Origin of the sequence: Methanimicrococcus hacksteinii, assembly GCF_032714515.1 — an archaeon.
Classification (GTDB): domain Archaea; phylum Halobacteriota; class Methanosarcinia; order Methanosarcinales; family Methanosarcinaceae; genus Methanimicrococcus; species Methanimicrococcus hacksteinii.
This window is the reverse complement of sequence record NZ_JAWDKC010000015.1, coordinates 42,610-66,052: the sequence shown is the minus strand read 5'-3', so window position 1 is coordinate 66,052 and position 23,443 is coordinate 42,610. Positions and strand designations below refer to the sequence as shown.

The 23,443-nt window shown below is 42.0% G+C and carries 24 protein-coding genes and 4 tRNA genes; 6 read left to right on the top strand and 22 right to left on the bottom strand.

The features are described 5' to 3' along the window. Nucleotides 1-134: 134 nt before the first annotated feature. The 5 genes from MmiAt1_RS04700 to lpdD all read right to left on the bottom strand — a co-directional run bounded on the left by MmiAt1_RS04700 (nucleotide 135) and on the right by lpdD (nucleotide 2,498). The gene (locus MmiAt1_RS04700; protein ID WP_318785737.1) at nucleotides 135-509 is read right to left on the bottom strand and encodes a hypothetical protein; all 375 of its coding nucleotides are present in this window, start codon (nucleotides 507-509) and stop codon (nucleotides 135-137) included. Between the two features lie 503 nt (nucleotides 510-1,012). Further along, nucleotides 1,013-1,087: transfer RNA gene (locus tag MmiAt1_RS04695), tRNA-Pro, on the bottom strand. A gap of 66 nt (nucleotides 1,088-1,153) precedes the next feature. Further along, nucleotides 1,154-1,228: transfer RNA gene (locus MmiAt1_RS04690), tRNA-Pro, on the bottom strand. A 131-nt stretch (nucleotides 1,229-1,359) separates the two neighbouring features. Then, nucleotides 1,360-1,920 (bottom strand): UbiX family flavin prenyltransferase, encoded by a 561-nt coding sequence (locus MmiAt1_RS04685; protein WP_318785803.1) that lies wholly within the window; start codon nucleotides 1,918-1,920, stop codon nucleotides 1,360-1,362. 230 nt (nucleotides 1,921-2,150) lie between these two features. Next, entirely contained in the window at nucleotides 2,151-2,498 is a 348-nt protein-coding gene (gene lpdD, locus MmiAt1_RS04680) for a prenylated flavin chaperone LpdD (RefSeq protein WP_318785736.1), read from the bottom strand. A gap of 159 nt (nucleotides 2,499-2,657) precedes the next feature. Between lpdD and MmiAt1_RS04675 the strand changes: the two genes are divergently transcribed. Continuing rightward, entirely contained in the window at nucleotides 2,658-3,500 is an 843-nt protein-coding gene (locus MmiAt1_RS04675; RefSeq protein ID WP_318785735.1) for a TatD family hydrolase, read from the top strand. Nucleotides 3,501-3,552: 52 nt separating this feature from the next. Here MmiAt1_RS04675 and MmiAt1_RS04670 read toward each other — a convergent pair whose 3' ends face one another. From MmiAt1_RS04670 to MmiAt1_RS04650, 5 genes are all read right to left on the bottom strand, one after another. Then, nucleotides 3,553-3,774 (bottom strand): hypothetical protein, encoded by a 222-nt coding sequence (locus MmiAt1_RS04670; protein WP_318785734.1) that lies wholly within the window; start codon nucleotides 3,772-3,774, stop codon nucleotides 3,553-3,555. Between the two features lie 263 nt (nucleotides 3,775-4,037). Further along, the gene (locus tag MmiAt1_RS04665) at nucleotides 4,038-5,210 is read right to left on the bottom strand and encodes a COG1361 S-layer family protein (protein WP_318785733.1); all 1,173 of its coding nucleotides are present in this window, start codon (nucleotides 5,208-5,210) and stop codon (nucleotides 4,038-4,040) included. A 206-nt stretch (nucleotides 5,211-5,416) separates the two neighbouring features. Further along, nucleotides 5,417-6,784, bottom strand: coding sequence for a COG1361 S-layer family protein (locus MmiAt1_RS04660; RefSeq protein ID WP_318785732.1), 1,368 nt, complete (start codon nucleotides 6,782-6,784; stop codon nucleotides 5,417-5,419). After that, nucleotides 6,785-9,181: an RND family transporter gene (locus MmiAt1_RS04655; protein WP_318785731.1), complete on the bottom strand. Its 2,397-nt coding sequence runs from the start codon at nucleotides 9,179-9,181 to the stop codon at nucleotides 6,785-6,787. Nucleotides 9,182-9,485: 304 nt separating this feature from the next. Then, nucleotides 9,486-9,707 (bottom strand): hypothetical protein, encoded by a 222-nt coding sequence (locus tag MmiAt1_RS04650; RefSeq protein WP_318785730.1) that lies wholly within the window; start codon nucleotides 9,705-9,707, stop codon nucleotides 9,486-9,488. 279 nt (nucleotides 9,708-9,986) lie between these two features. On the opposite strand from MmiAt1_RS04650, the gene MmiAt1_RS04645 reads away from it, so the two are divergent. Continuing rightward, on the top strand, nucleotides 9,987-11,018 hold the full coding sequence (locus MmiAt1_RS04645; RefSeq protein WP_318785729.1) for a helix-turn-helix domain-containing protein: 1,032 nt from the start codon (nucleotides 9,987-9,989) through the stop codon (nucleotides 11,016-11,018). Nucleotides 11,019-11,086: 68 nt separating this feature from the next. Here MmiAt1_RS04645 and MmiAt1_RS04640 read toward each other — a convergent pair whose 3' ends face one another. Beyond that, nucleotides 11,087-11,260, bottom strand: a complete 174-nt coding sequence (locus tag MmiAt1_RS04640; protein ID WP_316559478.1) for a DUF5350 domain-containing protein — start codon at nucleotides 11,258-11,260, stop codon at nucleotides 11,087-11,089. A 341-nt stretch (nucleotides 11,261-11,601) separates the two neighbouring features. Here MmiAt1_RS04640 and MmiAt1_RS04635 point away from each other — a divergent pair, with 341 nt between their 5' ends. Then, complete coding sequence (locus MmiAt1_RS04635) at nucleotides 11,602-12,300, top strand: YkgJ family cysteine cluster protein (RefSeq protein WP_318785728.1); 699 nt, start codon at nucleotides 11,602-11,604, stop codon at nucleotides 12,298-12,300. Here the strand turns inward: MmiAt1_RS04635 and MmiAt1_RS04630 are convergent. The 6 genes from MmiAt1_RS04630 to MmiAt1_RS04605 form a co-directional block, all read right to left on the bottom strand. After that, entirely contained in the window at nucleotides 12,297-12,764 is a 468-nt protein-coding gene (locus MmiAt1_RS04630; protein ID WP_318785727.1) for a ribonuclease P protein component 4, read from the bottom strand. The two genes, MmiAt1_RS04635 and MmiAt1_RS04630, sit on opposite strands and share 4 nt — an antisense overlap. A 9-nt stretch (nucleotides 12,765-12,773) precedes the next feature. Beyond that, nucleotides 12,774-13,811 (bottom strand): methionine synthase, encoded by a 1,038-nt coding sequence (locus MmiAt1_RS04625; protein ID WP_318785726.1) that lies wholly within the window; start codon nucleotides 13,809-13,811, stop codon nucleotides 12,774-12,776. A 309-nt stretch (nucleotides 13,812-14,120) separates the two neighbouring features. After that, nucleotides 14,121-14,345: a hypothetical protein gene (locus MmiAt1_RS04620; RefSeq protein WP_318785725.1), complete on the bottom strand. Its 225-nt coding sequence runs from the start codon at nucleotides 14,343-14,345 to the stop codon at nucleotides 14,121-14,123. 102 nt (nucleotides 14,346-14,447) lie between these two features. Then, nucleotides 14,448-14,675 (bottom strand): hypothetical protein, encoded by a 228-nt coding sequence (locus MmiAt1_RS04615; RefSeq protein WP_318785724.1) that lies wholly within the window; start codon nucleotides 14,673-14,675, stop codon nucleotides 14,448-14,450. Nucleotides 14,676-14,778: 103 nt separating this feature from the next. Then, nucleotides 14,779-15,006, bottom strand: a complete 228-nt coding sequence (locus tag MmiAt1_RS04610; protein ID WP_318785723.1) for a hypothetical protein — start codon at nucleotides 15,004-15,006, stop codon at nucleotides 14,779-14,781. Nucleotides 15,007-15,109: 103 nt separating this feature from the next. Continuing rightward, entirely contained in the window at nucleotides 15,110-16,357 is a 1,248-nt protein-coding gene (locus MmiAt1_RS04605; RefSeq protein WP_318785722.1) for an HD domain-containing protein, read from the bottom strand. A gap of 360 nt (nucleotides 16,358-16,717) precedes the next feature. Here MmiAt1_RS04605 and cofH point away from each other — a divergent pair, with 360 nt between their 5' ends. The 3 genes from cofH to cofD all read left to right on the top strand — a co-directional run bounded on the left by cofH (nucleotide 16,718) and on the right by cofD (nucleotide 20,041). Continuing rightward, nucleotides 16,718-17,827: a 5-amino-6-(D-ribitylamino)uracil--L-tyrosine 4-hydroxyphenyl transferase CofH gene (gene cofH / locus MmiAt1_RS04600; RefSeq protein WP_318785721.1), complete on the top strand. Its 1,110-nt coding sequence runs from the start codon at nucleotides 16,718-16,720 to the stop codon at nucleotides 17,825-17,827. A 195-nt stretch (nucleotides 17,828-18,022) separates the two neighbouring features. Continuing rightward, a complete protein-coding gene (locus tag MmiAt1_RS04595) occupies nucleotides 18,023-18,946 on the top strand; it encodes an AEC family transporter (RefSeq protein ID WP_318785720.1) in 924 nt (307 codons plus the stop codon). Between the two features lie 171 nt (nucleotides 18,947-19,117). Then, nucleotides 19,118-20,041, top strand: coding sequence for a 2-phospho-L-lactate transferase (gene cofD, locus MmiAt1_RS04590; RefSeq protein WP_318785719.1), 924 nt, complete (start codon nucleotides 19,118-19,120; stop codon nucleotides 20,039-20,041). 81 nt (nucleotides 20,042-20,122) lie between these two features. On the opposite strand, the gene MmiAt1_RS04585 is transcribed toward cofD, so the two are convergent. The 5 genes from MmiAt1_RS04585 to MmiAt1_RS04565 form a co-directional block, all read right to left on the bottom strand. Continuing rightward, nucleotides 20,123-20,254, bottom strand: coding sequence for a hypothetical protein (locus tag MmiAt1_RS04585; protein WP_318785718.1), 132 nt, complete (start codon nucleotides 20,252-20,254; stop codon nucleotides 20,123-20,125). A gap of 16 nt (nucleotides 20,255-20,270) precedes the next feature. Next, complete coding sequence (locus MmiAt1_RS04580) at nucleotides 20,271-21,449, bottom strand: hypothetical protein (protein WP_318785717.1); 1,179 nt, start codon at nucleotides 21,447-21,449, stop codon at nucleotides 20,271-20,273. A gap of 131 nt (nucleotides 21,450-21,580) precedes the next feature. Then, nucleotides 21,581-21,653: transfer RNA gene (locus MmiAt1_RS04575), tRNA-Asp, on the bottom strand. Between the two features lie 183 nt (nucleotides 21,654-21,836). Then, nucleotides 21,837-21,944: transfer RNA gene (locus tag MmiAt1_RS04570), tRNA-Tyr, on the bottom strand. Between the two features lie 374 nt (nucleotides 21,945-22,318). Beyond that, on the bottom strand, nucleotides 22,319-23,362 hold the full coding sequence (locus MmiAt1_RS04565; protein WP_318785716.1) for a hypothetical protein: 1,044 nt from the start codon (nucleotides 23,360-23,362) through the stop codon (nucleotides 22,319-22,321). Nucleotides 23,363-23,443: the final 81 nt, after the last annotated feature.

The window sequence follows — 23,443 nt, the reverse complement described above, 5'->3', positions numbered from 1 at the left end:
TGCAGAATAAAATTTCATTAAAATTTAAAATTTATCCTGCAGTTCGATGACGAATTTAAAAAGTATTATATTTTAAACACTTAACATAAAACAACATAAACCGTTTTTAAGTGTTTAAAATATTCTGAAAATTCTTACATATTTAAGATATTCATTTCCGTAAACGGCCAGTTGCAGACAACGTATGCTTTTTTGGAGGCCGGATCTTTATTGACGACGAGCGCATGGCAATTTCCATACCCGACACCGTTTTCCAATTCAGCGTCATGATCATAATGGACTGTCGTGAAATTATGACCGTTGTTTAATAACGAAAGGATTTCTTCGGCTTCTTTTTCGCTTAAATCCATTTCGAATTTGACTTTCAAAGTTTCGGGAATATGGAGACTGACAACATCTCCGTTCTCATCAATTAACTGCTGTTCACTGTTTTTTGCATTCAGTAATTTAAAGTTTTCAACAGGACATTTGGCACCGTTATTAAATTCAATATAGCTTTGAGAAGCCATTTTATACCACCTGATTTATTGCGGAAAAATTTTCTATTTTTTTGTTTTTTCTTCATATTTTAATTTGTAAATGGTTGTCTTCTGAATCAAGTTTAAAAATCATTTTTTGAATCAATCCTGAACAAAACACTGATTCTCAAACTTTTTTCTCAGACATATTAATCAATCACATTTCGAGATATATATCTTTGCGACATATTCTATATATTTCGAAACATAATACGAAATTGGATCCAAAAAATCATATTTTATGATAAATATAAAAATGCGTATCGACAGAGAGAACAAATAAACAATAACAAGAGAATCTAAAAAAGACAAATTAAAAAACAATGAAAAAACAAAAAAAACAATTCAAAAATGAATAAATATAAATATAGGATTAAAAAACGGAAAATAAAATGATGAATTTCAAAATATGTATCCATTCAAAAACATAAAAGCAGAGACATAAAAACATAATAAATAAAACCATGATAAACAAAAACATAAAATGAATGAAATGGGATAGCGCGGATTTGAACCGCAGTCCGAACGTCCCGAACGTCCGAGGATGGACCAAGCTACCCTACTATCCCATATTGAAAATGAATAAACGAGATTTTTCGGGAATGATTAAAGAATTTGTTGATATTTTAATCTTATGGGATAGCGCGGATTTGAACCGCGGTCCAAGCGTCCCAAACGCTCGAGGATGGACCAAGCTACCCTACTATCCCGATGTGATTACATGATTTTGTTTTCTCTGCCGAAAGCAGAGGAAACATAAAAACACTTTTTGATTTATATAGATTTTGATTTCATAATAGAATCCCGATAATGTTTTTTTGTTTCAAACCGCATTTCCGGATTATTCATCATCTTTCCAGCGTTTGTAAACATGATTTTCAATGCCCGCCAAATCCAAAGCGCGTCCCGCCATGATATTGTACAAATCATCAATCGTTTCCGGCCGGCTGTAAAATCCCGGGCTTGCCGGCATAATTGTTGCGCCGGCCTTTTTGGCGGCAACCATATTTTCCAAATGAATCAAACTGAGCGGCGTTTCCCGAACCATCAGAATCAATTTCCGTTCTTCTTTCAAACAAACATCCGCCGCGCGGACAAGCAAATTGTCGGAAATGCCGTTTGCCACCTGGCCGAGCGTTTTCATACTGCAGGGCGCAATGATCATGCCCGCCGCCTTATGAGATCCGCTGGCAATCGGAGCCGAAAAATCCTTTTCATCCCAGACAAAATCCGCCAGCTTTCGAATATTTTCAGGATCATAATCCGTTTCCGTCCGAATAATCTCTTCGGCCGCCTTTGTCATAATCAAATGCGTTTGAATATCCGTTTCTTTTAAAATTTCAAGCAGGCGAATGCCGTACCCGGCACCTGAAGCGCCGCTGATTCCGATAATAAGTTCCATGCTTTTTTCCATGTTTTTTCCCCGTTTTTATCCGAATTTAATCGTTAATCTGTTAACCGTTAATCTTTATTCGTGAATTGTGAATTGTTAATCTTAACCCGTGAATTGTTAATCTGTTAATCTTAACCCGTGAATTGTGAATTGTTAATCTTAACTCGTGAATTGTTAATCTGTTAATCTGTTAATCTTATATCCGTGAATTGTTAATCGTTAATCAATCGAATCAATCATTAATCCAAATTTTTCAAACAGCTTTGAATCATTTCCATGCATGCTTTTTCAATTTCTTCAATTTCTTCGGCGGAAATGTCATCCAAATGAATGCCGGCCGCAAACAAAACCGTTTTATTCGTTTCTTTGCTGATGGTTTTGGCGCCGTAAAGCGCAATTTCTTCTTCTTTGTGGCCGGGCGCGGACATGACCGATGCCGTAATTCTGCCCGTCTCCTTATCAGGATAAGCAAGTGCTGCGGCACCGATGTGGGCTTTTCCGCCCGTCAGCGTAACCAGTAAATCATTGCCGACATCCTGTCCTTCCAAAACCAAAGTCAGCCTTCCGATTGTTTTTGATGTTTTCATGATATCACGTTTTGAAGAATCACAGAAAATTGCAGATATATGTAAAATTGCAAAATGCAAATTTGCTGATGAAAATCTTTTATAAAAATAAAATGAAAAGACAACAATAAATATTTAATTCAGCCGAATCAAAATTGACTCAAAACCGGGAAAATCATAATGTCTCAGCTTCCGATAACGGATAATCACATTCACATTGATATGAACCGCGGCCGCGGGTTGGATGCCGTCCGCGATTTCCAAAATGCCGGCGGCACACATATGTTTCTGGTCACGCTTCCGAGCCGCCATCTCGGCGTTTCCGTGAAAAAGCCGGAAGATTATAGAATCGTATTCGACCAAACCGTTGAAACCGCCGGAAAAATCAATGAAACCGGCGTCACCGCATTTCCCGTCCTCGGCATTCATCCGGTCGACATTCTTTATTTGTCCGAAGAAAACGGAATTGGCAAAGCCGTTGAAATCATGTGCGGCGGATTTGAGATTGCCGCCTCTTACGTTCGCGAAGGAAAAGCCGTCGGTTTAAAAAGCGGCCGCCCGCATTTCCCCGTTGCGCCCGAAATACGGGAAGCTTCCGACCAAGTCATGAGCCGTGTTTTCAGTCTCGGCCGTGATTTAAAATGCGCCGTCCAGCTCCATGTCGAAGACATGACGCCCGAGAGCATTCAAAACATCGCGGAAATCGCACGAAGCGCAGGAATCAGCACGGAAAGGGTTGTCAACCATCATGCAACGCCGCTGGTTGCCGCCGCCGAGCCGTTCGGCATTTATCCGAGCATTCCCGCCGGCAAAGACAACATAGAAATCGCGCTGGAACAAGGAAATCGTTTTTTGATGGAAACCGATTACGTTGACGACCCCGACAAACCCGGATTTGTCCTCGGCCCGAAAACCGTTCCCAAGAAAACGAAAAAGCTGATTGAAATTTACGGCGAAGAACCGTTTTGGAGAATACACCAAGAAATTCCGAGCAAAATCTATGACGTAGAGATAGAATTGTGACCGGACTTTTTGAATTTTAACCGAAAAAACGGGATTCGGTTTTGTTTCATTTTTAAAAATTTGTGCGGCTCGCGCGCGGCGGCGCAGAAAAACGGCTGAAGGAAGCAGGACGAAGGGAACAGGCCAGCAAATATGCAACTGTATTGACGGAATCGCCCGGCGGCGGCAAACAGAATCGGCAAGGTAATCTGTGCCCACGCTCGCGAGAGCGAGCGGATGTGATAAAAAGAAGCGGGCGCATGCGGAAACAGTGAGATGCATGCCAATGCGGCAAACACCAATGCAGTAAACACCAATGTCAAACAGTTCCAAATGCAAACAGCTTCACTGACAGGCAAACCAAAATGAAAACAACTTCATTGACGGACAAATCAAAATGCAAACAGTTTCAATGACGGGAAATGCCAATGGAAACAACATGAAAAGCGTTTAAAGTGCAAAAATAAACTTTTGAAAAAAAAAAAAAGAATAAAAGTGTAAAAACGCAAAAAATAAATTTAAAAAAAATGAAAATAATGAATCGGCAGTTGCCGTTCATTATTCTTTTTTGTCGCCGGAAAGTTTTTCACGGACGCCGTCAAACGGTTTTTTGTCAAGTCCTTCCTTTTTGTATTTGCGGGACATGATCAAATAATAGCCGGCGGCCAAAACAACCAAAATCACAATGACTGCAATAAGAATCGTCGCCGTTGTCCAAAATGGTGTTTCCGCAACCTGCACTTCCACTTTCAAAGCGTCGGTGATTTGCTGGTGGCCGTAATTGTCTTCATACAAAATCTCGCTGTTGATTGCGTAAAGTTTGTCAAAGATGACGGAATCTTCATCAACGCTGATTTTAAAGGCGGCCGTCACTTCATCCCCGGGATTCACGGTTCCGAGATAAGACTGGTCGTCCGTCGTACTGAACGGTGTTGCCGTGCTCAAGCGGACGAATGCGCTTTTTGCCATTTCTTCGCCGTTGTTTTTGTAAGTCACATAAAGCATGCCGTCGTTCTTGGCAGACAAAGAATGGTCCACATTCACGATTTCAAACTTTGTTGCTTCTTTCACTTTGATGGTGACGGGAATCTTCTGGCTCACATTTTCATTGTACCAGTAAGAAGCGTTTAAGTTGCGGATGCCTGCAAGGCCTGCAACGCTTTCGATGGCGTCGGCATCATAAATCACATTTCTCAAATGCTTGAAAGTCACGTTCAAAGTCAATTCATATTCCCCGGCGGGAACATCTTTTTGGATGTCAACGTAATAGTTGAGCGGATTGGACGTTGCGCCCGAGGTCAAACTTCCGGCTTCCTGAGAGCCTGTTTTGACGGTAATTCCGGAAACGTCGGATTCAAGCGATGCCGTAACGCCGACAGCGGTTAAAATGGTATTGATGTTTTCAAGTTCCATTTGCTGAAGAGTTGCGTTTAATTGCTTGTCGACATTGCTTCCCCGATCTTTCACTTCATTTTCGGTTTTAAATCCTTCAATGACGCCGTGATTGGACAGCGTCAGCGGAACGGTTGCCGTCTGGCCGCGGGAATATTCGCCGTTGCCCTGAACGCTGACATGAATGTCAGGCTCGCCGTAGAAAGAATAGTAGTTGCTGCCTAAGCTTCCGTAGTAGGTTTGGTTTGCCGCGGCGCCCAAAGCCATCGGCGCTGCCGCGCTGAGGACAAAAATTGCCAAAACGGCAACAGTCATATATTTTTTAACATTTTTCAACATAAAGATCACAATTTTTTATTTTTACTTCTGAAAGATTCTGATATATTTTCAAGTTCAATTTCGATAAATTCAATAATTGATAATTTTCGATAAATCCTATTGATAATTTTTCATAAATCCAATAATTGATAATTTTTCATAAATCTGGATAAATTCCGTTTCAGTCTTTGACAAACAGTCAATTTTCAATTTATGGAAATCACCAATCACACCTCATCGGATTTGATGACGCCCGTTTCGGATTCTTCCCGTTTGCCGCCTTTTTTCTTGCTTCCTTTGTAGTAATCATAAAGAAGAGACACTGCAACAAGAAGCAGCACGCCGATTAACGCATTTTTAAACGTGAACAGGGTAAACGGATTCACCATCTGCATATCCAGTTTAATTGCGGGCGCGATCTGCAATTTGTCTTCGTCGTCATAATATCTGACATCGGAATTCACACCGTAGGCTTTTTCCATGGCCGACCCGTGAGCCGTAATCGGATATTCAATCGTGACGGACTCGCCCGGCGCAACATCTCCCAAAAGACCTTTGTTTCGGGTTGAGCTGAGCGGGTGCATTAAGCTGAGCTTGGATTCCGCATCGTAAGCCGTCTCGTCGCCGATGTTCGTGTATGTCACAGCAACCGTCTTCGTCTTTCCGGCCGTGATTGTGCCGTTGATTTCCGTTGCTTCAAAAACAGCGCCGCTTGTAATATGAATCGGGATTTGTATGACAATTTGGCGCGTTTCATATTCCTGGACATAAGAATCGGAATAAAGGAAAGTCGTAAAACCGTCGGTTCCGTTACCCGCTTTAATCATTTTCGCGTTGGAAGGATACTTGTAATCAACCGTCATGTTGACCATATATTCCCCGGCAGGCGTATTCGGACTGATTTTAACCGGAACGGACACAACACTGTAAGAGCCGCTGTTCAAACTGCTCAGATATTTGTAATCGCCGCTGTTATCGACTTCGATATACGGACTGTCGCAAACAAATTTCATATTCAGAGACTGCGCGTTGATTCGGTTCGCCTCAATCATCATTTCCGTTTGCGCTAATGTGTTTTGTTGGTTCATGTCAGCGGATTCACCTAAGTAAGTTCCGTAATTTTCCAGCGAGATGAAATTTCCCCACGCATATATCGGGTCACCTTCTTGCGGATGGCCCACCGGATATGTCTCATTTGTCTCATAGTATAATTCTGAGATGTTCATCGTCGAAGCGATAACATATTCTCTGTACACCACTTTTTCCAGCAGTCCTTTGTTGGCAACGGCAATTTGAACCGATGCGGTTTCGCCTTTTTTGAATTCCTGATTGCCGCGCAGCGCGCCGGTGATTTCGGGCTCGCCGTAGCCGACGTAATAGTCAAGCGTGTCCGATCCCATGACAGGGATGAAACTTTCAGCGGCGGCGGGGCTGCAAATGGAAATTAATATAAATGCCGCGGCAATCAAACAGCAGAATTTGGATGACTGCGTTTTGCTTCGGCTTGTCTTTTCATTTTGTCTGTTCATTGTGCCGTAGCCTCTTAATTTTTCGATATTTGCCGGATGATTTTGATTTTCACGAATCGTGCTCATTTAAATCATCTCCGTTTTCTTGTTTGTTTTGAAAATTGAAAATAATGAATCTTTCAGGTCGCCGATTGTTTGTTTGAAACCTTTTTCTCTTAAGTTGTCAAACGTCAGCATCAGCGGCGGGAACACAACAAATGAAGCCAGAAGCGTCATGAGCATGTTAATCACCGTCACCAGACCGAAACTGGAAATGATGCCGAATGCCGATGCCGTCAATGCCAGGAACCCGAAAATTGTCGTCGTTCCCGAAACGACCAAAGCAATACCTGTGTTCGTCACAGCCGTTCTCATGGCATCCGTTGCCGGCAGACCGTGACCTTTCTCTTCGTAGAAACGCTCCATCAAGAGAATCGAATATTCCGATCCCGCGCCCAATATCATACATCCCATAACAGCCGTCATCGGCGTGTAAACGATATTGAAAGCATACATCACAAGACCGGACCAGCCGATCACGAGCGCAATCGTCAGAACGGGACCGAGCGCCTTGTAAATGTCTCTGTAAATCAGAAGGAGCGCGGCAAAAACCAGGAACACGCCGAGCAATGTCTGCTGAACGCGGCCGGAGAGAAGCGAGTCCAAAAGTTCCGTGTACGGGACCGTTGCGCCCGTAATCGTTGCCGTTGTTCCGGGCGGCATCTGATGCCATGTCAGATCTTCGTCGATGATTGCAACCAGCGTCTTTACGCCGTCCATCGGCAAATCACTGACCGCCGATCCGGCATCCAGATTCAGAAGCAGCATCGAATTGCCGTATGAATACTGTTCCATCGTGCCGTCGGGAAGCTGATCGTAAATTGCCTGGATTTCTTCTCTTGTATCGGGGATTTCGCCGTTGTTGTAATCTTTGACAATATTTGCCAAACTGTCGGCACCGTAAACGTAATCCTGATTTATCGTCTGATACGCCCCGAACTCATCCATCCATTTCAAAACATAAGGTGATGCGATGTCCGACGTTTGGACCATAATATTAATCGTATCCGATCCGCCCATAACCGTGCTCATGTGATAGAAATCAACGAGCGCCGGCATATCCTGCGGCATGTAAGTTTTGAAATCGGTTTCTGCGGGAATTGTCGAATCCGCGTAAACGCCTAAAACACCGGTGACAACCGCCACAATGAAAATCGTTTTCTTGTGCCGGAGCGTGAAGTCGATGACTTTGTTCAAAGTGGATGTAATAATATTGCTTGTCGAATCCGCGGATTCAATTTCAGTGACTTTGTGTCTGTCCAAAGCCGGGAAAACACGGCTGAAGATTGATTTTTTGCCGGTTTCTTCTTCTTTTTTATGAACGCGTTCGGACAGCTTGTCCATGAAATAAAGGGAAATCGTCCCGAAAAACAGAGCTGCCGTATAACAGCCGATACAGCCGATAATCAGCAGTTTTCCGAAATCCTGAATCATCGGAATCGAGGATGTCAAAAGCGAAACGAAACTGATGCAAGTCACGAATAATGCCGTTAAAACGGCCGGACCTGTGTATTTAAAAGTAGAGATGACCGCTTCGCGGCGGGTATCAGCCCTTCGAAGTTCTTCTTCCATACGATTATGGAATTGAATCGCGTAGTCAATGCCGAGGCCGATGAGAATCGGAAACGCCGCTATTGAGACCATCGTCATATTAATTTGAGCGAGTCCCATGAAGCCGAACGTGTAAATCAGGCCGAAAATAACCACGACCAGCGGATAAAGTCTCCAGCGGACGCCTTTGAAAACAAGGCCGAGCGCAACAACCATCAGCAAAACGGCCAGCGCCAACAAAATAACCATGCTGCCGGACATTTCAACATTCATGTCACCCGTCAGCGCCGCATTTCCCGTCACAATTAAATTATACCCGGGCGGGAAAGAAGCAAAATTGACGGCGTCTTTCGCGGCCGCCAAAATATCCGCTTTCTGTTCTTCGGAAATGTTTCCGTAGCTGATTAAAATCAACGAGTGTGTGTCATCATAAATTAATTGCTCGTAAACGCCGGGGTTGTAGCTGATCAGTGTTTCGACTTCCTCAATAGAAGACGGAATTTCCGACCGCCCCGTTACTTGTTCATTGGTTGCTTTAATTATCGTTGCCGGACTGACAACCGAATTGACGCCGGCGACATTTTCCATCATACTTTCAAGCCGATCGCTCGCTTTTAAAAGAGCAGGATCCCGGACATTCGCGCCCTCGACCATGATAACGATCGACTCTTCACTGAACATACGCGTGTATTGGTCCAGATCCTGATACATTTTGGAATCTTTTTGGATATAAGTGTCCATGCCGGAATACATCGTAATTCCGGTCGCGCCGTAAACGGCCACTAAAATTAAAACAATGAAGCCGATGAAAACAAGCCAGCGATTAGAGTCCGCAAATTTTCCCATTTTTTCAAAAAGGCTTGATAAAGACATAAAAATCCTCGACTAAAATATAAAATATATTACTCTGCAAATCGATTTAAACTGTTTTTGTTTTTCACAAATGTTTTGAATAGTTTTGAATTGTTTTGCATTTTTTAACAATATCTGAAATTGTTTGACATTATTTCATATGAAAATATTTTGCATCATAACAATGTTTGAATTAATCTTTGAATTAATGTTTAAATTAATCTTTGAATTGTTTTTGCATTAAATATAATTTATTAAATTACCGTTTGAAACGCTCTTTAAGTTATATCTTTTTCTATTTTTAAAAAATTGAATTTAATTTCCTTCAGCCGTTTTTTGGTTCTTGCTGTTTTTGGTTTACTGTTGGGTAGGTTTTTGGGTTTGGATTTTGGTTTTTTGGTTGGTTTTTTGGGTTTTGGTTGGTTTTAATTGATTGTTTTTGTGGTTGGTTTTGATTTTGGGTTGTTTTTGATGGTTTATTGGGGTTTGATTTAGAATTCGTTAGAATTCGTTTTTGAACCGTGTTTTTGAAGGAAATTAAATCCATTTCGTTTTAGGCCTGCATTTCATTTTGCAGTCTCTTAACTCTTTTTAGAGAAGAAGTTATAAAATGTTGTTACTTTCAGAGTAACAAATTTTAGCAAACGGTAATATTTCAGGAAGATATATAAATGTTGTTGTCACTTTCAGAGTAACAAATTTTAAAAACTGTATTCACTTTTCAAAAATTGTTAAAAATAAAAACGGTAAAAACAAAAATAAAAATGAAAACAAAAACAAAAACAAAAACAAAATATTGCTTAATTCAAACAGGAGCTGCTTTTCAATGGTAAACACAGATTTGGTTCCAAACCTGAAAAAATTCGGGCTTTCCGAAAACGAAGCGAAAGCCTACATCGGCCTTGTTTTTTTACAAGAGCCGAGCGTTCGCGAACTTCATGATTTCACAGACATTCCGCGCGCCAAACTCTACGAAGTCTTAGACAATCTTGTCAGCAAACGGTACGCAGAAGTACTTCGCGGGACGCCGATTCATTATAAACCCACGGATCCCGAAGATTTGGTTCAGATGCTTCGGGAAGATTATGAAAAAACCGCGGATGACATTTCCAAAGCTTTTGAAGAGATGGACGTCCACCTTTTTGAAGACGAATCGGACGAAATCGTTTCCATTCGATACCTGCGCAGTGAATGGACGGTCCGCAAAAAACTGAACGAGGTTTTTGACGAAACCAATCAGAACCTGATTATTCTCTCCCGCTCTCCGGAAATTTTAAAAGATATTGAAAGCGAACTTGTTTCCATAAAGAAAAGAGTGAATATCTTAATTTTAGTGAACAGCACGGAGGATTATGACATAACGCTCCCGCTGACATTATATCCCGAAAATGTCAAACCGATTTTAAAAGAATTGGAAGAAAGTCATTTGGTCAACCAGAGCGCCGTTGTCATTTCAGACTGCGGAAAAGCGCTTGCCATCCGAAAAGAAGATAAAAAGATTGAAGCGCATTATATTTCCCAATCCATTGTCGAATTTTTGTACAAGACAATTTATTACTTTGTGTATTGCGCCGATGACATCGTGCTTCCCGACGAACTGCTTCGCGAGTCACCGCCCCGAATTCCGGATTCTAAAAACGCATCTTCCAAAAATGAAAACTCCGAAAATGCATCCGTTGTGTGCCGTCACTCACGCTGTCTCAGAAAAAATGAAGAAGCTCAAAAAATGCAAAGCACTTCAAATTCGGAAGCAGATTCCGAAAAACCCGACCGCCGCACAGTGAAAGGAAAACTCAGACAGGCAACGGAAAACTTGAAGCAGTCAAAAACAAACCGAAAAAACAGCCGCCAAGCTTGAATGCTTGGTCTTTTTATTTTTAAAAAAGTTTAAAATGAAAAAAAGTGAATTGAAAAAACAATTCACACTTATTTTGCGAGAGCCTTGGGGGATCTCTTCATGTATCTTCTTTTGTGTCCGGAAGAAGTGAATCTCTGTGCCGGTCCCGGGTGTGCTTTTGCGCTCAATCCGTTTTCGACTTTCTTTGCGTTTCCTTTTCTTCCTTTAACTCTGACCCAAACAATACTTCCTGTCTTGCCCATAATCAGTCCTCCTTTTCTTTTAATATTTCCTTTTGGTTGATTAATAAATAATGAATGCTAAATTTGAATTTTACAAAAATAATATCAGTCGAGATATTATTCGATGACTTCGGATTGCCGCCGAGAAATCCGAACAATTATAATAAATGTTATGAAGATAAGATTTAGAAAAAAATCGTAATCTTTAAGGTTTGACTATAACACAGTTTTACAAATATAAACCTTACGTTTTGCCCCGCTGCCGCGCCGCGCGCGAAGCAACACGATTTTCAAAAACGAACCGAAAATGACCCCGCGTTTTCAAACATTAACTTTAAAATGAAATAAACTGTTTTTCGTTCATGAAAAAAGCGGATTCGGATTTGGAATATTTCAAAGATGAAGCGAACGCGCTCAAAGAATATCCGAAATCCCGTTTCTTGGAAGTTGTTCAAGACGTCGGATTCGAATGCGATTTTTGCAGTAAATGCTGCACGCGCGCGTTTAACGATCATGTTTATTTGCTTGAAGAAGATGTCTCCCGCGTTTCATCATTAAATCCGGATGCTTTAAAGCCGTCGCCTTATTTTGATTTCTGCGACCGGGAAGGCCGGTTTTATGTTTCCGGCTACAGCTTGAAAACGCAAAATGACGAAGCCGGAAGCTGTATTTTTTTAGAAAACAGCCGCTGTAAAATTTATGAAAAGCGCCCGCTGATCTGCCGCGTTTATCCGTACATGATTCACAGAGAAGAGGACGATTCGGGTTTGTATGACTGGCGCGAAATCAGCGGCCTCAATGAACACGGTTTGTACGGCGCCGAAATCCCCGATGAAGAGGCCGCCGAAATTTTTGAAATTACAAAAAAATACGAATCGGGTTATATCAACCAGGAAATCGAATTCCTGAAAGCCGTTTCAAAACATTTTGAAAAAAATAAGCTCAAACACGTTCCGAAAATTTACGACAAACAAATCCGCGCATTTGAGAAAGGAGAAAGCGTGACGGTTTTTGTATATTATAACGGCGCGTTTCACGAACATAAAACACAGAAGAATTAATTTTCAGTTTCTGTTTCGATTTCGGTTTTAGCTTCGATTCCAGCTTTGATTTCCGCTTCGATTCCCGTTTTGGTTTCCACTTTGATTTCCGCTTCTGTATTCCTTTTAAGTTCCTTTTGGCCTTCCGTTTCTTTTTCCGCATCAGGCCGCTCATAATACGGATAATAACTCATTTTGCCGCAAACATGGCAGGCGGTCAGCACCGTGCTGCCTTTGAGCCGGATTCGGCAGTTGTTTCCCGGAACCAGCCAGCTGTAACAGTGTTTGCAGATTCTTCTTTTTTGATCACGCGTCAGCCGGACCCGAGAGCGCATGCTAATTGTGCGCGCCAAACCGACATACCGTTTCGTTCTGTCGGGATGGGTTTTAAAATTGTCTTCCGCCAGCGCCAAAAGAATGACAATCCGCTCTTCGGCGATTTTTTTGGTTAAATCTTTATTCTTTTTGCGGCGGTATTGAGCCATAAATTTGCCTCACTTGTGTTTTTCATTAAAAGCGGCAATCGCAATGCTCGTGTTTTTCAAAAGTGCGGCGGCCAATTCCTGTGACGGCCACGATCCGAGACCGCAGTCGGGACCCGCGTATTTGATACGGTCGCCGAAAACGCCGAAAAGCTTTTCCAGCCGTTTCTCAGCGGTTTCGGGCGTTTCCATAACCGTTACGATTTCCTGCATGATTTCGGGCTTGTCCCAAACATTGCCGCCGTATTTTTCGTTCAATGTGCCGGCCATGCTGAAGATATCCGTTCGGGTAATGCCGGCGCGGACATAAGTGTCGTAATCCGAAAGCACTTTTTTGTCAATCATGTCGGCGTAAGAAGGCGTTGCCGCTGATTCCATGCCGATGACATTAACGGTGTCGGATTGACAGGCCAATTCATAATAAAGCGGAGAGTGAATATGAATTTCAACATCGGCGCCGGACTTTGCCGCATCGGCGCCGGCCGCATTCAGCGCAGAAATAATTTCATCCGCCGGCAGCGCGAGGTCGGGATTGATTCCGATACTCGGCTCGTCAATCGAAACGGCTGCAATTCTGCAGTGTTTCATGCTTTTGACGGCGTTTCGGACAAACAGATTCACATCTTTTGCAAACAGCTGATAAATATCGGTATAAGACGCGCCGCCGAATTCTTTGAGATACAACTCTGTCGGACCCGTGACACACATTCTGACCGGCGTTTTCTCACCGGTTTCTTCTTTCATTTTTTGACAATAAAGGTCCAAAGCTTCCATTTCGATTGTTCCGGCGCATTCTTCTTTCAAATTGAACGGCCCGATGCAGCAATTTTCATCCAATATCGGGCGCAGGAACTGTTCGTTCATGTCTCTGACCTGAGAATAATTGGGAATTTGAACGCCCGCTTTTGCTTTGAATTCCGAGATTTCATTCAGAACGGGAAACAGCAAAGCATTATTGTCCCGATTGAAAGCGGCTTCGCTGAGCGCCGTTTTGGAAGCATCCGGCGGAAGCGGAAAACTGCCGATATCGTCAAAAAGAATTTCAGTCATTGGTGTAACAATTGGGAATGAAGAGATATAAAATTTTGTTACCGAAAATAAAGTGCACGGAACAGAACAGGCAGGAGCAGAGTGCAAAGACAGTCACGGAACAGAACAGGCAGGAACAGAGTGCAAAGACAGTCGCGGAACAGAACAGGCAGGAGCAGAGTGCAAAGACAGTCGCGGAACAGAACAGGCAGGAACAGAGTGCAAAGACAGTCGCAGAGCGGAACAAGCAGGAGAAAAAACAGAAAAAACGGAGCAGGAAAGAGAACAGGAAAAACAGAAAAAGTGCGACAGTTATTGCTTTTCGGCAAATCAGCTGCCGTCTTCCGGCAAATCTGTCAGCGTAACCTGCTTTGTTTTCGGCTTCGTTTCAATTTCAAAAAAGTCATACGCCGCTTTTGAAACAGCTTCTAAATGCTCTTTCGGCGTAAAAACGCCCATTTTCCAATTCTCAATTTGAACGTGTTCCAAATCTTTGACAAAAAGAGATGCGTCGGTCAGTTTTTTCATGCCTTTGTCCATTACAAGAGCTTTCATCTCCGCAAAAATTCCTCACTGCGTTCGGAATTTTTCAAAAGCGGCATTTCATCAGAAGTTTGCAGAAAATCGCTTCGCGATTTTTATGCGGCTCCGCCGCAATTATTGTGAGTCATTTTCCAATAAATCTGTCAGCGCAATTTGCTTTGTTTTCGGCTTCGTTTCAATTTCAAAAAAGTCATACGCTGCTTTTGAAACAGCTTCTAAATGCTCTTTCGGCGCGAAAACACCCATTTTCCAATTGTCGATTTGAACATGTTCCAGGTCTTTGACAAAAAGAGATGCATCAGTCAGTTTTTTCATGCCCTTGTCCATTACAAGAGCTTTCATCTCCGCAAAAATTCCTCACTGCGTTCGGAATTTTTCAAAAGGCGGCATTTCATCAGACGTTTGAAGAAAATCGCTTCGCGATTTTTATGCGGCTTCGCCGCAATTATTGTGAGTCATTTTCCAACAAATCTGTCAGCGCAATTTGTTTTGTTTTCGGCTTCGTTTCAATTTCAAAAAAGTCATACGCCGCTTTTGAAACAGCTTCTAAATGCTCTTTCGGCGTAAAAACGCCCATTTTCCAATTCTCAATTTGAACGTGTTCCAAATCCTTGACAAAAAGAGATGCGTCGGTCAGTTTTTTCATACCTTTGTCCATCACGAGTGCTTTCATCTCCGCAAAAATTCCTCACTGCGTTCGGAATTTTTCAAAAGGTGGCACTTCATCAGACGTTTGAAGAAAATCGCTTCGCGATTTTTATGCGGCTTCGCCGCAATTATTGTGAGTCATTTTCCAACAAATCTGTCAGCGCAATTTGCTTTGTTTTCGGTTTCGTTTCAATTTCAAAAAAGTCGTAAGCGGCTTTTGAAACAGCTTCTAAATGCTCTTTCGGCGTAAAAACGCCCATTTTCCAATTCTCAATTTGAACGTGTTCCAAATCTTTGACAAAAAGAGATGCATCGGTCAGTTTTTTCATGCCTTTGTCCATCACGAGTGCTTTCATCTCCGCCATTTCGGGCTTTGACGGAATATCGATAATTACATATTCGGGCTCAACGTGAGCGTCTTCCGCGATTTCTTTTTCAATCCGGCCGACGTTTTTGCGCTGTTCGAAAATGCCGGAGCCGACGGCTTCGTATCCGGTGTAAAGCGCCCGCTTATATAAATTGCGGTCATCCAGTCTTGCGGCAATTTCGCCGGCAAAGCCTTCTTCATTTCTCATAATAGACATGAGGCCGATATCGTCCAGGCGCGCAAATTCCTGCGGGCGGACGATTTGATTTTCAAGAAGATAAGCACAAGCGCGCGAACACATGGTTTCGGCAATTCTTGAGACGTGATGATAATAAACGGAAACGTTCATCCAATAACGGGAAACCAATAGGCCTTCTGCGGCGCGGATGGCGCCGGCATCAAGAACCAATTTGCTTTCAAAATATTCCAGGTGATTCAGCAGGCGTATGTAATCAACGCTGCCGGAAGTGACGCCCGTGTAATGCATGTCGCGCGCCAAATAATCCATTTTATCGACATCGATTTCGCTGCTGAGAATCTGGCTGACCGGCGTATCGCCGGAAATGTGCTTGGCAATGCGCGAAGGCGTAAAACCGAATTCGTTGAGAACGTCGCCGACTTCAGATTCGGCCAGGATGTGGCGGACATCGTCATGACTTTTACGGGTGTACTGCTCAATCAACTTTTCCGTTGCATGCGAAAACGGACCGTGGCCGATGTCATGGAGAAGCGAGGCAACGACAATTTCATCCAGAGCGTCATAATCCGAGACGGCGGAAATTGCGGTTTCATTTTCCCTTTGAATTTTCAAAAAAAGCGATGCCAAATGCATGGCGCCCATGCTGTGTTCAAAGCGCGTGTGATTGGCGCCCGGGTAAACCAAATTGGAAAAGCCGAGCTGCTTGATGCGTCTGAGCCGCTGCATTTGAGGCGTGTCGAAAAGCGAACTTTTCATTTTGTCAAATTCAATGTATCCATGAATCGGATCCAAAATCACATTTTTGTCCATTTTACCAACAGTTTTGACCGGCTTATTATCGATTTACATTGTATTGGGTTACATTGTATTGGGTTACATTGTATTGGGTTACATTGTATTGGGTTACATTGTATTGAGTTAGAATCATATTGAGTTAGAATCAATACGAATCAATATAACCGGATAAGAGATGAATATAATAAATTCCAAAATCGTATTTATAAATGTTCTGAAACGGAACGGCATTTGAAAAGGATTTGTCATTTCCGCCTCAAAATCTTACATTTTGGCTGATTTTACCGTCTTAAATGTAAATTTTGGTTCCAAAAGATTCGTCGGTTCCGATTAGGTTTAAATAGGTTCAGACAAAAGACCGAATTTGGTGTCTATATGGATGTATTTGAACTGAAAAACAGGGAACTGTCCAAAAATGAATGCTTGGAATTGTTCGAAAATGATGACCTGCTTTTTGACACGCTCAAAGCGGCCGACGAGCTTCGCAAAGATTTATGCGGCGACGTCGTGACATACATCATCAACGCCAATTTAAATTTCACAAATGTCTGTACGCTCAACTGCGGTTTTTGCGCGTTTAAAGCAAAACCAAAAGATGAAAACGCATATTTCATGACGCCCGAACAAGTCGGCAAAAAAGCATTGGCCGCAAGAGAAGCCGGCGCCATGGAAGTTTGTGTCCAGGGCGGCATCCGAAAAGAAATCGACACGCATCTTCAAGTTGAGATGATTCAAAGCATCCGCAAGGAAACCGCGCCGTACGGCGGAATTACGATTCACGGATTTTCCCCGATGGAAATCCATTCGGCCGCCGAAAACGCAGGGCTCGATTTAAAAACCGCCGTTGAAATGCTCAAAACGGCCGGACTGGACACAACCCCGGGAACCGCCGCGGAAATTTTAGTCGACGATGTCCGCAAAAATTTATGCCCCGGCAAATTATCGGTCGAGGAATGGGAAAGAACAATCAAAATCATTCACAAAGCCGGCATCAAAACAACCTCGACAATCATGTACGGCCACATTGAAAACAATGAAGACCGCGTGGAACATCTCTTCCGCCTCAAGCGCATTCAAAAAGAAACGGGCGGCTTTACGGAATTTATCCCGCTCACCTATTTGCACGAAAACACGCCGCTTTACCGGAAAGGAATCGTCAAATCCGGCGCGTCGGGTTTGGACGACCTTCGAATGTATGCGGTCCCGCGTTTGCTTTTCAAAGAATTGCTGCCCAACATTCAGGTGTCCTGGGTCAAGCTCGGCGCCAAATTCTGCCAGGTCGGCCTCCGCTCGGGCGCAAACGATTTCGGCGGAACGCTCATGGAAGACACGATCTCAAAAGCGGCGGGATCGAAATACGGCACCAACATGACGCAGCAAAAAATCGAAGAATGCATCGGACAGCTCGGAAGAAAGCCGCAGCTTCGAACCACCACTTACAATCATGTGGATGAGGCGCCGGCAAAAACCGCCGTTAAAGCGTAAACCGGATCTTCGCACGCGAACTGTGCCGTTTTTGAGAAACAAACAAAAACCGGTCCCGATTTTTTTTATTTTAATTTTTAAAAACAAAAGAATTATAAAGAAATCAATCAAATGACAAATATTAAATTTATTTAAATTGATTTCAGGTTGATTTTAAAAAATTCAAAAACAGTTGACATAAAAAGCGATGATTGTATGGATATTATTTTTGTCATTATTTTCTTGATTCTCCTCGGCTGGGCTTTAAAATATTTCGGGCTTTTATCGGAAAAGGATAAAGTCACGCTGAACAACATCGTCATTTATGTCGGCATGCCGGCATTGGTTTTCAACTCGATGCTGACCAATGTCAAAGCGGAAGAGCTGGGCTCGTTTCTGAAGCTGACAATTTTTATTTTAATCATTTCCTTCCTTTGCGCGGGAATCGCTTGGCTGGTCGGCAAAAAACTGCTTAAACTGCCGCCCAAATCGCTTGCGGCATTCATTTTGGTCTGCGCCTGCGGCAACACGGCTTTCATGGGCTTTCCGATCATCACCGGCTTTTACGGAACGGAAGGGTTTACGCGCGCCATTTTCTGCGATGTCGCCACTCTGATTGTCGTTGTCGCGCTGGCAAGCTACCTGGGCGCGAAAGTCAGCGGTCAGAAGGTGAATGTTTTCAAACAGATTTTGAAATTTCCGCCGTCGATTGCTTGGGCGATTTCGCTTGTTCTGATTTTGCTCGGCGTGAATATGGATATGTTTCCGCAGTTTATTCCCACAGTTTTGGATTTGCTGGCCGGCGTTGTTGTCCCGCTGATTATGATTTCGCTCGGCGTTTCGCTCTCGGGCAAATACTTGAAAATCGCCATGATTCCGGCAATCGGCGTCACCGTGATTCAGCTCATCATTGCCCCGACAATCGGCCTTTTAGCGTCGCCGCTCTTTTCGTTCGCGGATTTGGACAAAAAAGTCGCGGTTATGGAATCAAGCATGCCGCCTGCGATGACGCCGGCGATTTTTGCCGAAATATACGGATTTGATACAAAACTCATATCGGCGGCGATATTTTTATCAACGGTTGTCTCACTCGGATCGATTCCGGCACTTCATTTGCTTTTGGAATCGGGATTGGTATAACAAAATCAGTGCAGGATCGGTACAGAATCAGTACAAGATATATAATGAATCAGCACCTTTTCCTGCAAAAATAAAAATGAAAATTATTGAAAAAGTCATTTGAAAAGCCATTTGAAAACTTCATTTGAAAAACCATTCGAAAAAAATCATTTGAAAAACTCGGTATTTGTTATGATTATCCTTTCCGGCGGAACCGGCACCCCGAAATTGATTGACGGACTGCGTCAAATCCTTCCCGATGAAGAAATCACTGTCATTGTCAATACGGGCGAAGACATTTGGTCTTCGGAAGTGTTCATCTCCCCCGATATCGACACCGTTCTCTATCTTTTTGCCGGCAATTTGGACAAAACCAAATGGTGGAGCATCGTCGGTGATACGTACAACACTTACAATCAAATGAAAGCGCTCGGCCAAAACGAAATTCTCATGCTCGGCGACCGCGACCGCGCCGTGAATCTGGTTCGGACAAAATTAATGAAAGACGGATTAACGCTGACGGAAGCAACCGCAAAAATCGCAGAACAGTTTCAAATCAAAGCAAACATCGTTCCGATGTCAGACGAACCCGTCACCAGCATGATTGAAACGCCTGAAGGTAAAATTCATTTCCAGGAATTCTGGGTCACAAAAAAAGGCGCCCCCGAGATTCTTTCTTTTGAATATGAAGGTACCGAAAATGCAAAATTGTCGCCCGCCGCCAAAGAAATGCTGGAGAAAGAAGACTGTGTCATCATCGGCCCGAGCAATCCGATGACAAGCATCGGCCCGATTTTGGCGCTTCCGGAAATCAAAGAGATTTTGAAAACCAAAAAAGTGATTGCTGTCAGCCCGATCATTGGAAATGCGCCTGTCAGCGGGCCGGCCGGAAAATTGATGGCGGCAAAAGGTTTGGAAGTTTCTTCAAAAGGCGTTGCCGAATTGTATCAGGATTTCGTTGATGTTTTTGTTTATGACATTCGCGACGATGTGATTGATCCTGCGGAGATTGAAGCGATGGGAATTCAAGCTGTCGCATTGGATACGATGATGACGGATGAGGGGAAGCGGAAGAAGTTGGCAGGAAAGGTCCTGAAACTTCTTGATAATATTTAAACAATTCAAAATTTGATTAATCATGAAACGAAATTAAAAATAGTTGAACAAATCATCAGATTACGATTAATCAGAATAAATTTACCTTCTTAAAAAAACAGCTGAAAATAAATCTTTTGATTTTGATTCATTTTCTTCGATTCTTTTTTTGTATTTATTTGGAAACATATCTTTTTCGAATTCATAAAACGATCTGTAAGTTTTTTGTTTCATGATCTTCTCCTCATTTTCATTTATAACATTTTGCAATATAATGTGGATTTAAATCTGCTTCAAAATAATATTTCCTTTTAATCCAGATAAAACCTTCGCCTTTTGAAATAATGGCGACATCTATTGGTCCACCTACACTTTCAAGTTCATTCGTAATTTTCTGTTTAAATGATGTTAAATTCACTAACATTTCTGCCATCATTGCCATTTCCGGCTTGTCTAAATATTCTAATGTCGAAAATATTGGGTTAATATGATTTTGTCTCGAATAGTAATCAATTAAACTATAAATGTCATCCGCCTGTTCGGGAAAATTTAATTCGTTGATGTTATTTATATAATCTAAAAATCTGGGGTTTATTCCGGTAATAAATTCATCTACCATTTCTTTTTGAGCAAAAGGTATTATGCTTGGATTTTCAGCACAGTCTTTTGTTTCAAAATCATATATGTATGCTAATTTGTTTAAAACTGCTCTATCAATTAGAAATGAACAAATCTTAGGAATGTTATCTTTATCCCCAAAACCGGCAATCACAATTCTGGATTCATATGGATTTACCATTTTGTTAAAGTACAGATTTGTTATTTGGTTAATTAAAATTTTTAAATCAGAATAAGTATGCTCGTAAATGCTTGAAAATATTAAATCCATCTCTTCTTGGTGTGATTGGATGAAATCATCAAAATTGTTAATATAATCCGGCTTTTTTTCCATATTATTTATCAATTCTTCCATTCGATTTTTCATAAAGTCTATTTGTTGATTCTTTGTGTAAGAAATTCCCGGATTACTTTCAAAATGATTTATTAAATCTTCAGATAATAATGCATACACTTTATTATGGAGGTCCTCTATCTCTTTTAATGCCGATTTTATTTGAAATGAAATATCAAATAAGTTCGAACATTCTACAAAATTTATAAAATGTTGTACACAATCTTCCAATTTATTAAATCTGATTTTAGTGTTCTCCACCTCTATCCTATAGACATTTATGATCGTTTCCCAAGATTGTCCTGAAAAAAAAGAATTATTGTTTATCATTATCCCAATTGAATGATTATAAGAAAGGCAAAACAATTTGTTTGCAGTTGAATATGTTTTATCTCCCGAAGAACTCGTTAATGTAGCAATACTATCTGCAGCTAAAGCTACAGCTTTTTTGTTCATTACTGCAATTTCAGAAGTCATATTTTAAAAACCAATTCATTAATTTATTAATGTGTTGATTTTTGTTGGTATTACTTTCAATCAAAAAAGTCCATAAAAAAAGCCTTCCGATTTTCATCGGAAGGCTTTCTCATTTTTCGGTTCGTAAGGAGCGTCCAGACCGGGATTCGGACCCGGGTCGGGGCCTCGACAGGGCCCCATGATAGTCCCCTACACTATCTGGACATGCTGATTTTCATTTCAGGTTCGCACCTGCGCCCCTAAAATGTTATTTACATATAAAAAGGTTACCCGTTTTACATGTTTTCGAGTTTTTATTGAATTCCTTTTGAAGAATTTTCAGATTCATTCATTGAATCGTTTTCAGTTACGGAAACGGAAGAATCCGAATTCCGTAATGAAACCAAGTCCCACCTCCCAGACTCGAACCGGGGGCATCGCGGTGCCTGCGCGAATTTCACAAGCTGTGAAAAGATCAAACTACAGCCGCGCACTCTACCACTGAGTTAAGGTGGGTATCTGAAACAAAAATACTGCAATGCAAATTTCAGCATTTTTATTTATGATGCCTTTCACTCAATTTTCATTCTCAAAAGCACTTGACGAGAATCAAATGCCGTCGAAAACGTATTCCAACACATAGGATTCTTCTTATTTATGCCTTTCGTCACAGAATGATTATTTTGCCGTCCTGAAGGTTGAAAAAAGAAAAATAAGAAAGAAAAATTGAAAAAAAGAAAAGAGAAAAGAAGACATATCGAAAAAAACAAAAAATGAAAATGAGAGAGAGAAAAAAAAATGAAAGAGGGAGAAGAGAAAAAGAAAAATGAAAGAGGGAGAAAAGAAAAAGAAAAATGAAAGAGGGAGAAAAGAAAAAGAAAAATGACGGCTTAAAAATATGAGCCGTAATTTTTGATGTGGTAAAGATCGCGGTCAATCACTTCAAAAGACGTTTCAACGCCGTTGACTCTGACTTTGTAGAGACCGTCTTCGAGATCGGCCAATTTGCCGATTGAAAAAGTGTGATCATAAATCAAAGCAAGTGCCGGAACGACTGTTCCGTCTTCGGGAGACTGCTCACGGACGGGAATATAAATTTCATATGTTTTGTTTTCATCGAAATGCGCCGAGGTTTCAATTCTCTCATCATCGATGAGATAAATCGGGTCAATGCCGGTTGAAACAGCGGTTGACACAAAAACATCTGTTCCGTCTGTTCCGATGATGATTGATTCGGGATATGCCGGATAAATGCGGATCGTATTGTCGGCTTCGAATATAAATCCGGAACGGAGTTCTTCATTTTCATTGATAAGGACGGGATAAAATTTTTCGATTTCATATTGAGTCAAACCGGAAATGTTAATCCGAACAGAGCGCCAGCTTTTGTATCCGTTGTCGGCTTCTTCATTCGTCGGCAGCTGAACATGAATCGTTCCGGACGAGAACGCAGCCGTCACATTTGCTTCGTCAACGGCAAAAGAAGAACGCAGCTGAATCCAAAGCGTCGTGTTTCCGCCGTCATTTGCGGCAGAAATGGAATGGAGGTCAAGGTCACGGACATATCCTTTCGGCCGTCCCGAAGTTCCGGCTCCGACATCGACACCGCGTGTGAAAAAAGGCATTCTTTCTTCGTCGGTTTCTCCGTTAACAATGACTTTATATTTTTGGTCGGCTGTGAATTTTTCCCGGTTTCCGAGGCTGATAACAATGGTTTCATAATTACCGGCTTTTCCGTCGGCAGTTCCTTTCTCAATAACAGGAACGGAAACAAGAACAGAGTCTTCTAAAATCTGAACCGTTGAATTGTTCTCATCAAGCGTTTGATTTGCATGAACCGTCACATTCATTGCGGCAATCATATTTCCGCTTTCATCTTCAAAAGCCTGGACCGAATTAACATCAGCATATGTCCCGGAGGCAGCGTTTTCCAAACAGCCGCCCGCAAAAACCGCTGAAATCAAAATAAATGAAATCGAAAAAATCAAAAACAAATTCAACCGCTTAAAGTTTTT

Coding starts and splice junctions, on each gene's coding strand:
- MmiAt1_RS04595 (WP_318785720.1), top strand. CDS start 18,023: ATGGATATTATTTTTGTCATTATTTTCTTGATTCTCCTCGGCTGGGCT.
- MmiAt1_RS04660 (WP_318785732.1), bottom strand. CDS start 6,784: ATGAGCACGATTCGTGAAAATCAAAATCATCCGGCAAATATCGAAAAA.
- MmiAt1_RS04620 (WP_318785725.1), bottom strand. CDS start 14,345: ATGAAAGCTCTTGTAATGGACAAAGGCATGAAAAAACTGACCGACGCA.
- MmiAt1_RS04655 (WP_318785731.1), bottom strand. CDS start 9,181: ATGTCTTTATCAAGCCTTTTTGAAAAAATGGGAAAATTTGCGGACTCT.
- MmiAt1_RS04580 (WP_318785717.1), bottom strand. CDS start 21,449: ATGACTTCTGAAATTGCAGTAATGAACAAAAAAGCTGTAGCTTTAGCT.
- MmiAt1_RS04640 (WP_316559478.1), bottom strand. CDS start 11,260: ATGGGCAAGACAGGAAGTATTGTTTGGGTCAGAGTTAAAGGAAGAAAA.
- MmiAt1_RS04685 (WP_318785803.1), bottom strand. CDS start 1,920: ATGGAACTTATTATCGGAATCAGCGGCGCTTCAGGTGCCGGGTACGGC.
- MmiAt1_RS04645 (WP_318785729.1), top strand. CDS start 9,987: ATGGTAAACACAGATTTGGTTCCAAACCTGAAAAAATTCGGGCTTTCC.
- MmiAt1_RS04615 (WP_318785724.1), bottom strand. CDS start 14,675: ATGAAAGCTCTTGTAATGGACAAGGGCATGAAAAAACTGACTGATGCA.
- MmiAt1_RS04650 (WP_318785730.1), bottom strand. CDS start 9,707: ATGGATTTAATTTCCTTCAAAAACACGGTTCAAAAACGAATTCTAACG.
- MmiAt1_RS04665 (WP_318785733.1), bottom strand. CDS start 5,210: ATGTTGAAAAATGTTAAAAAATATATGACTGTTGCCGTTTTGGCAATT.
- MmiAt1_RS04610 (WP_318785723.1), bottom strand. CDS start 15,006: ATGAAAGCACTCGTGATGGACAAAGGTATGAAAAAACTGACCGACGCA.
- MmiAt1_RS04605 (WP_318785722.1), bottom strand. CDS start 16,357: ATGGACAAAAATGTGATTTTGGATCCGATTCATGGATACATTGAATTT.
- MmiAt1_RS04630 (WP_318785727.1), bottom strand. CDS start 12,764: ATGGCTCAATACCGCCGCAAAAAGAATAAAGATTTAACCAAAAAAATC.
- MmiAt1_RS04585 (WP_318785718.1), bottom strand. CDS start 20,254: ATGAAACAAAAAACTTACAGATCGTTTTATGAATTCGAAAAAGATATG.
- cofH (WP_318785721.1), top strand. CDS start 16,718: ATGGATGTATTTGAACTGAAAAACAGGGAACTGTCCAAAAATGAATGC.
- MmiAt1_RS04635 (WP_318785728.1), top strand. CDS start 11,602: ATGAAAAAAGCGGATTCGGATTTGGAATATTTCAAAGATGAAGCGAAC.
- MmiAt1_RS04700 (WP_318785737.1), bottom strand. CDS start 509: ATGGCTTCTCAAAGCTATATTGAATTTAATAACGGTGCCAAATGTCCT.
- lpdD (WP_318785736.1), bottom strand. CDS start 2,498: ATGAAAACATCAAAAACAATCGGAAGGCTGACTTTGGTTTTGGAAGGA.
- cofD (WP_318785719.1), top strand. CDS start 19,118: ATGATTATCCTTTCCGGCGGAACCGGCACCCCGAAATTGATTGACGGA.
- MmiAt1_RS04625 (WP_318785726.1), bottom strand. CDS start 13,811: ATGACTGAAATTCTTTTTGACGATATCGGCAGTTTTCCGCTTCCGCCG.
- MmiAt1_RS04675 (WP_318785735.1), top strand. CDS start 2,658: ATGTCTCAGCTTCCGATAACGGATAATCACATTCACATTGATATGAAC.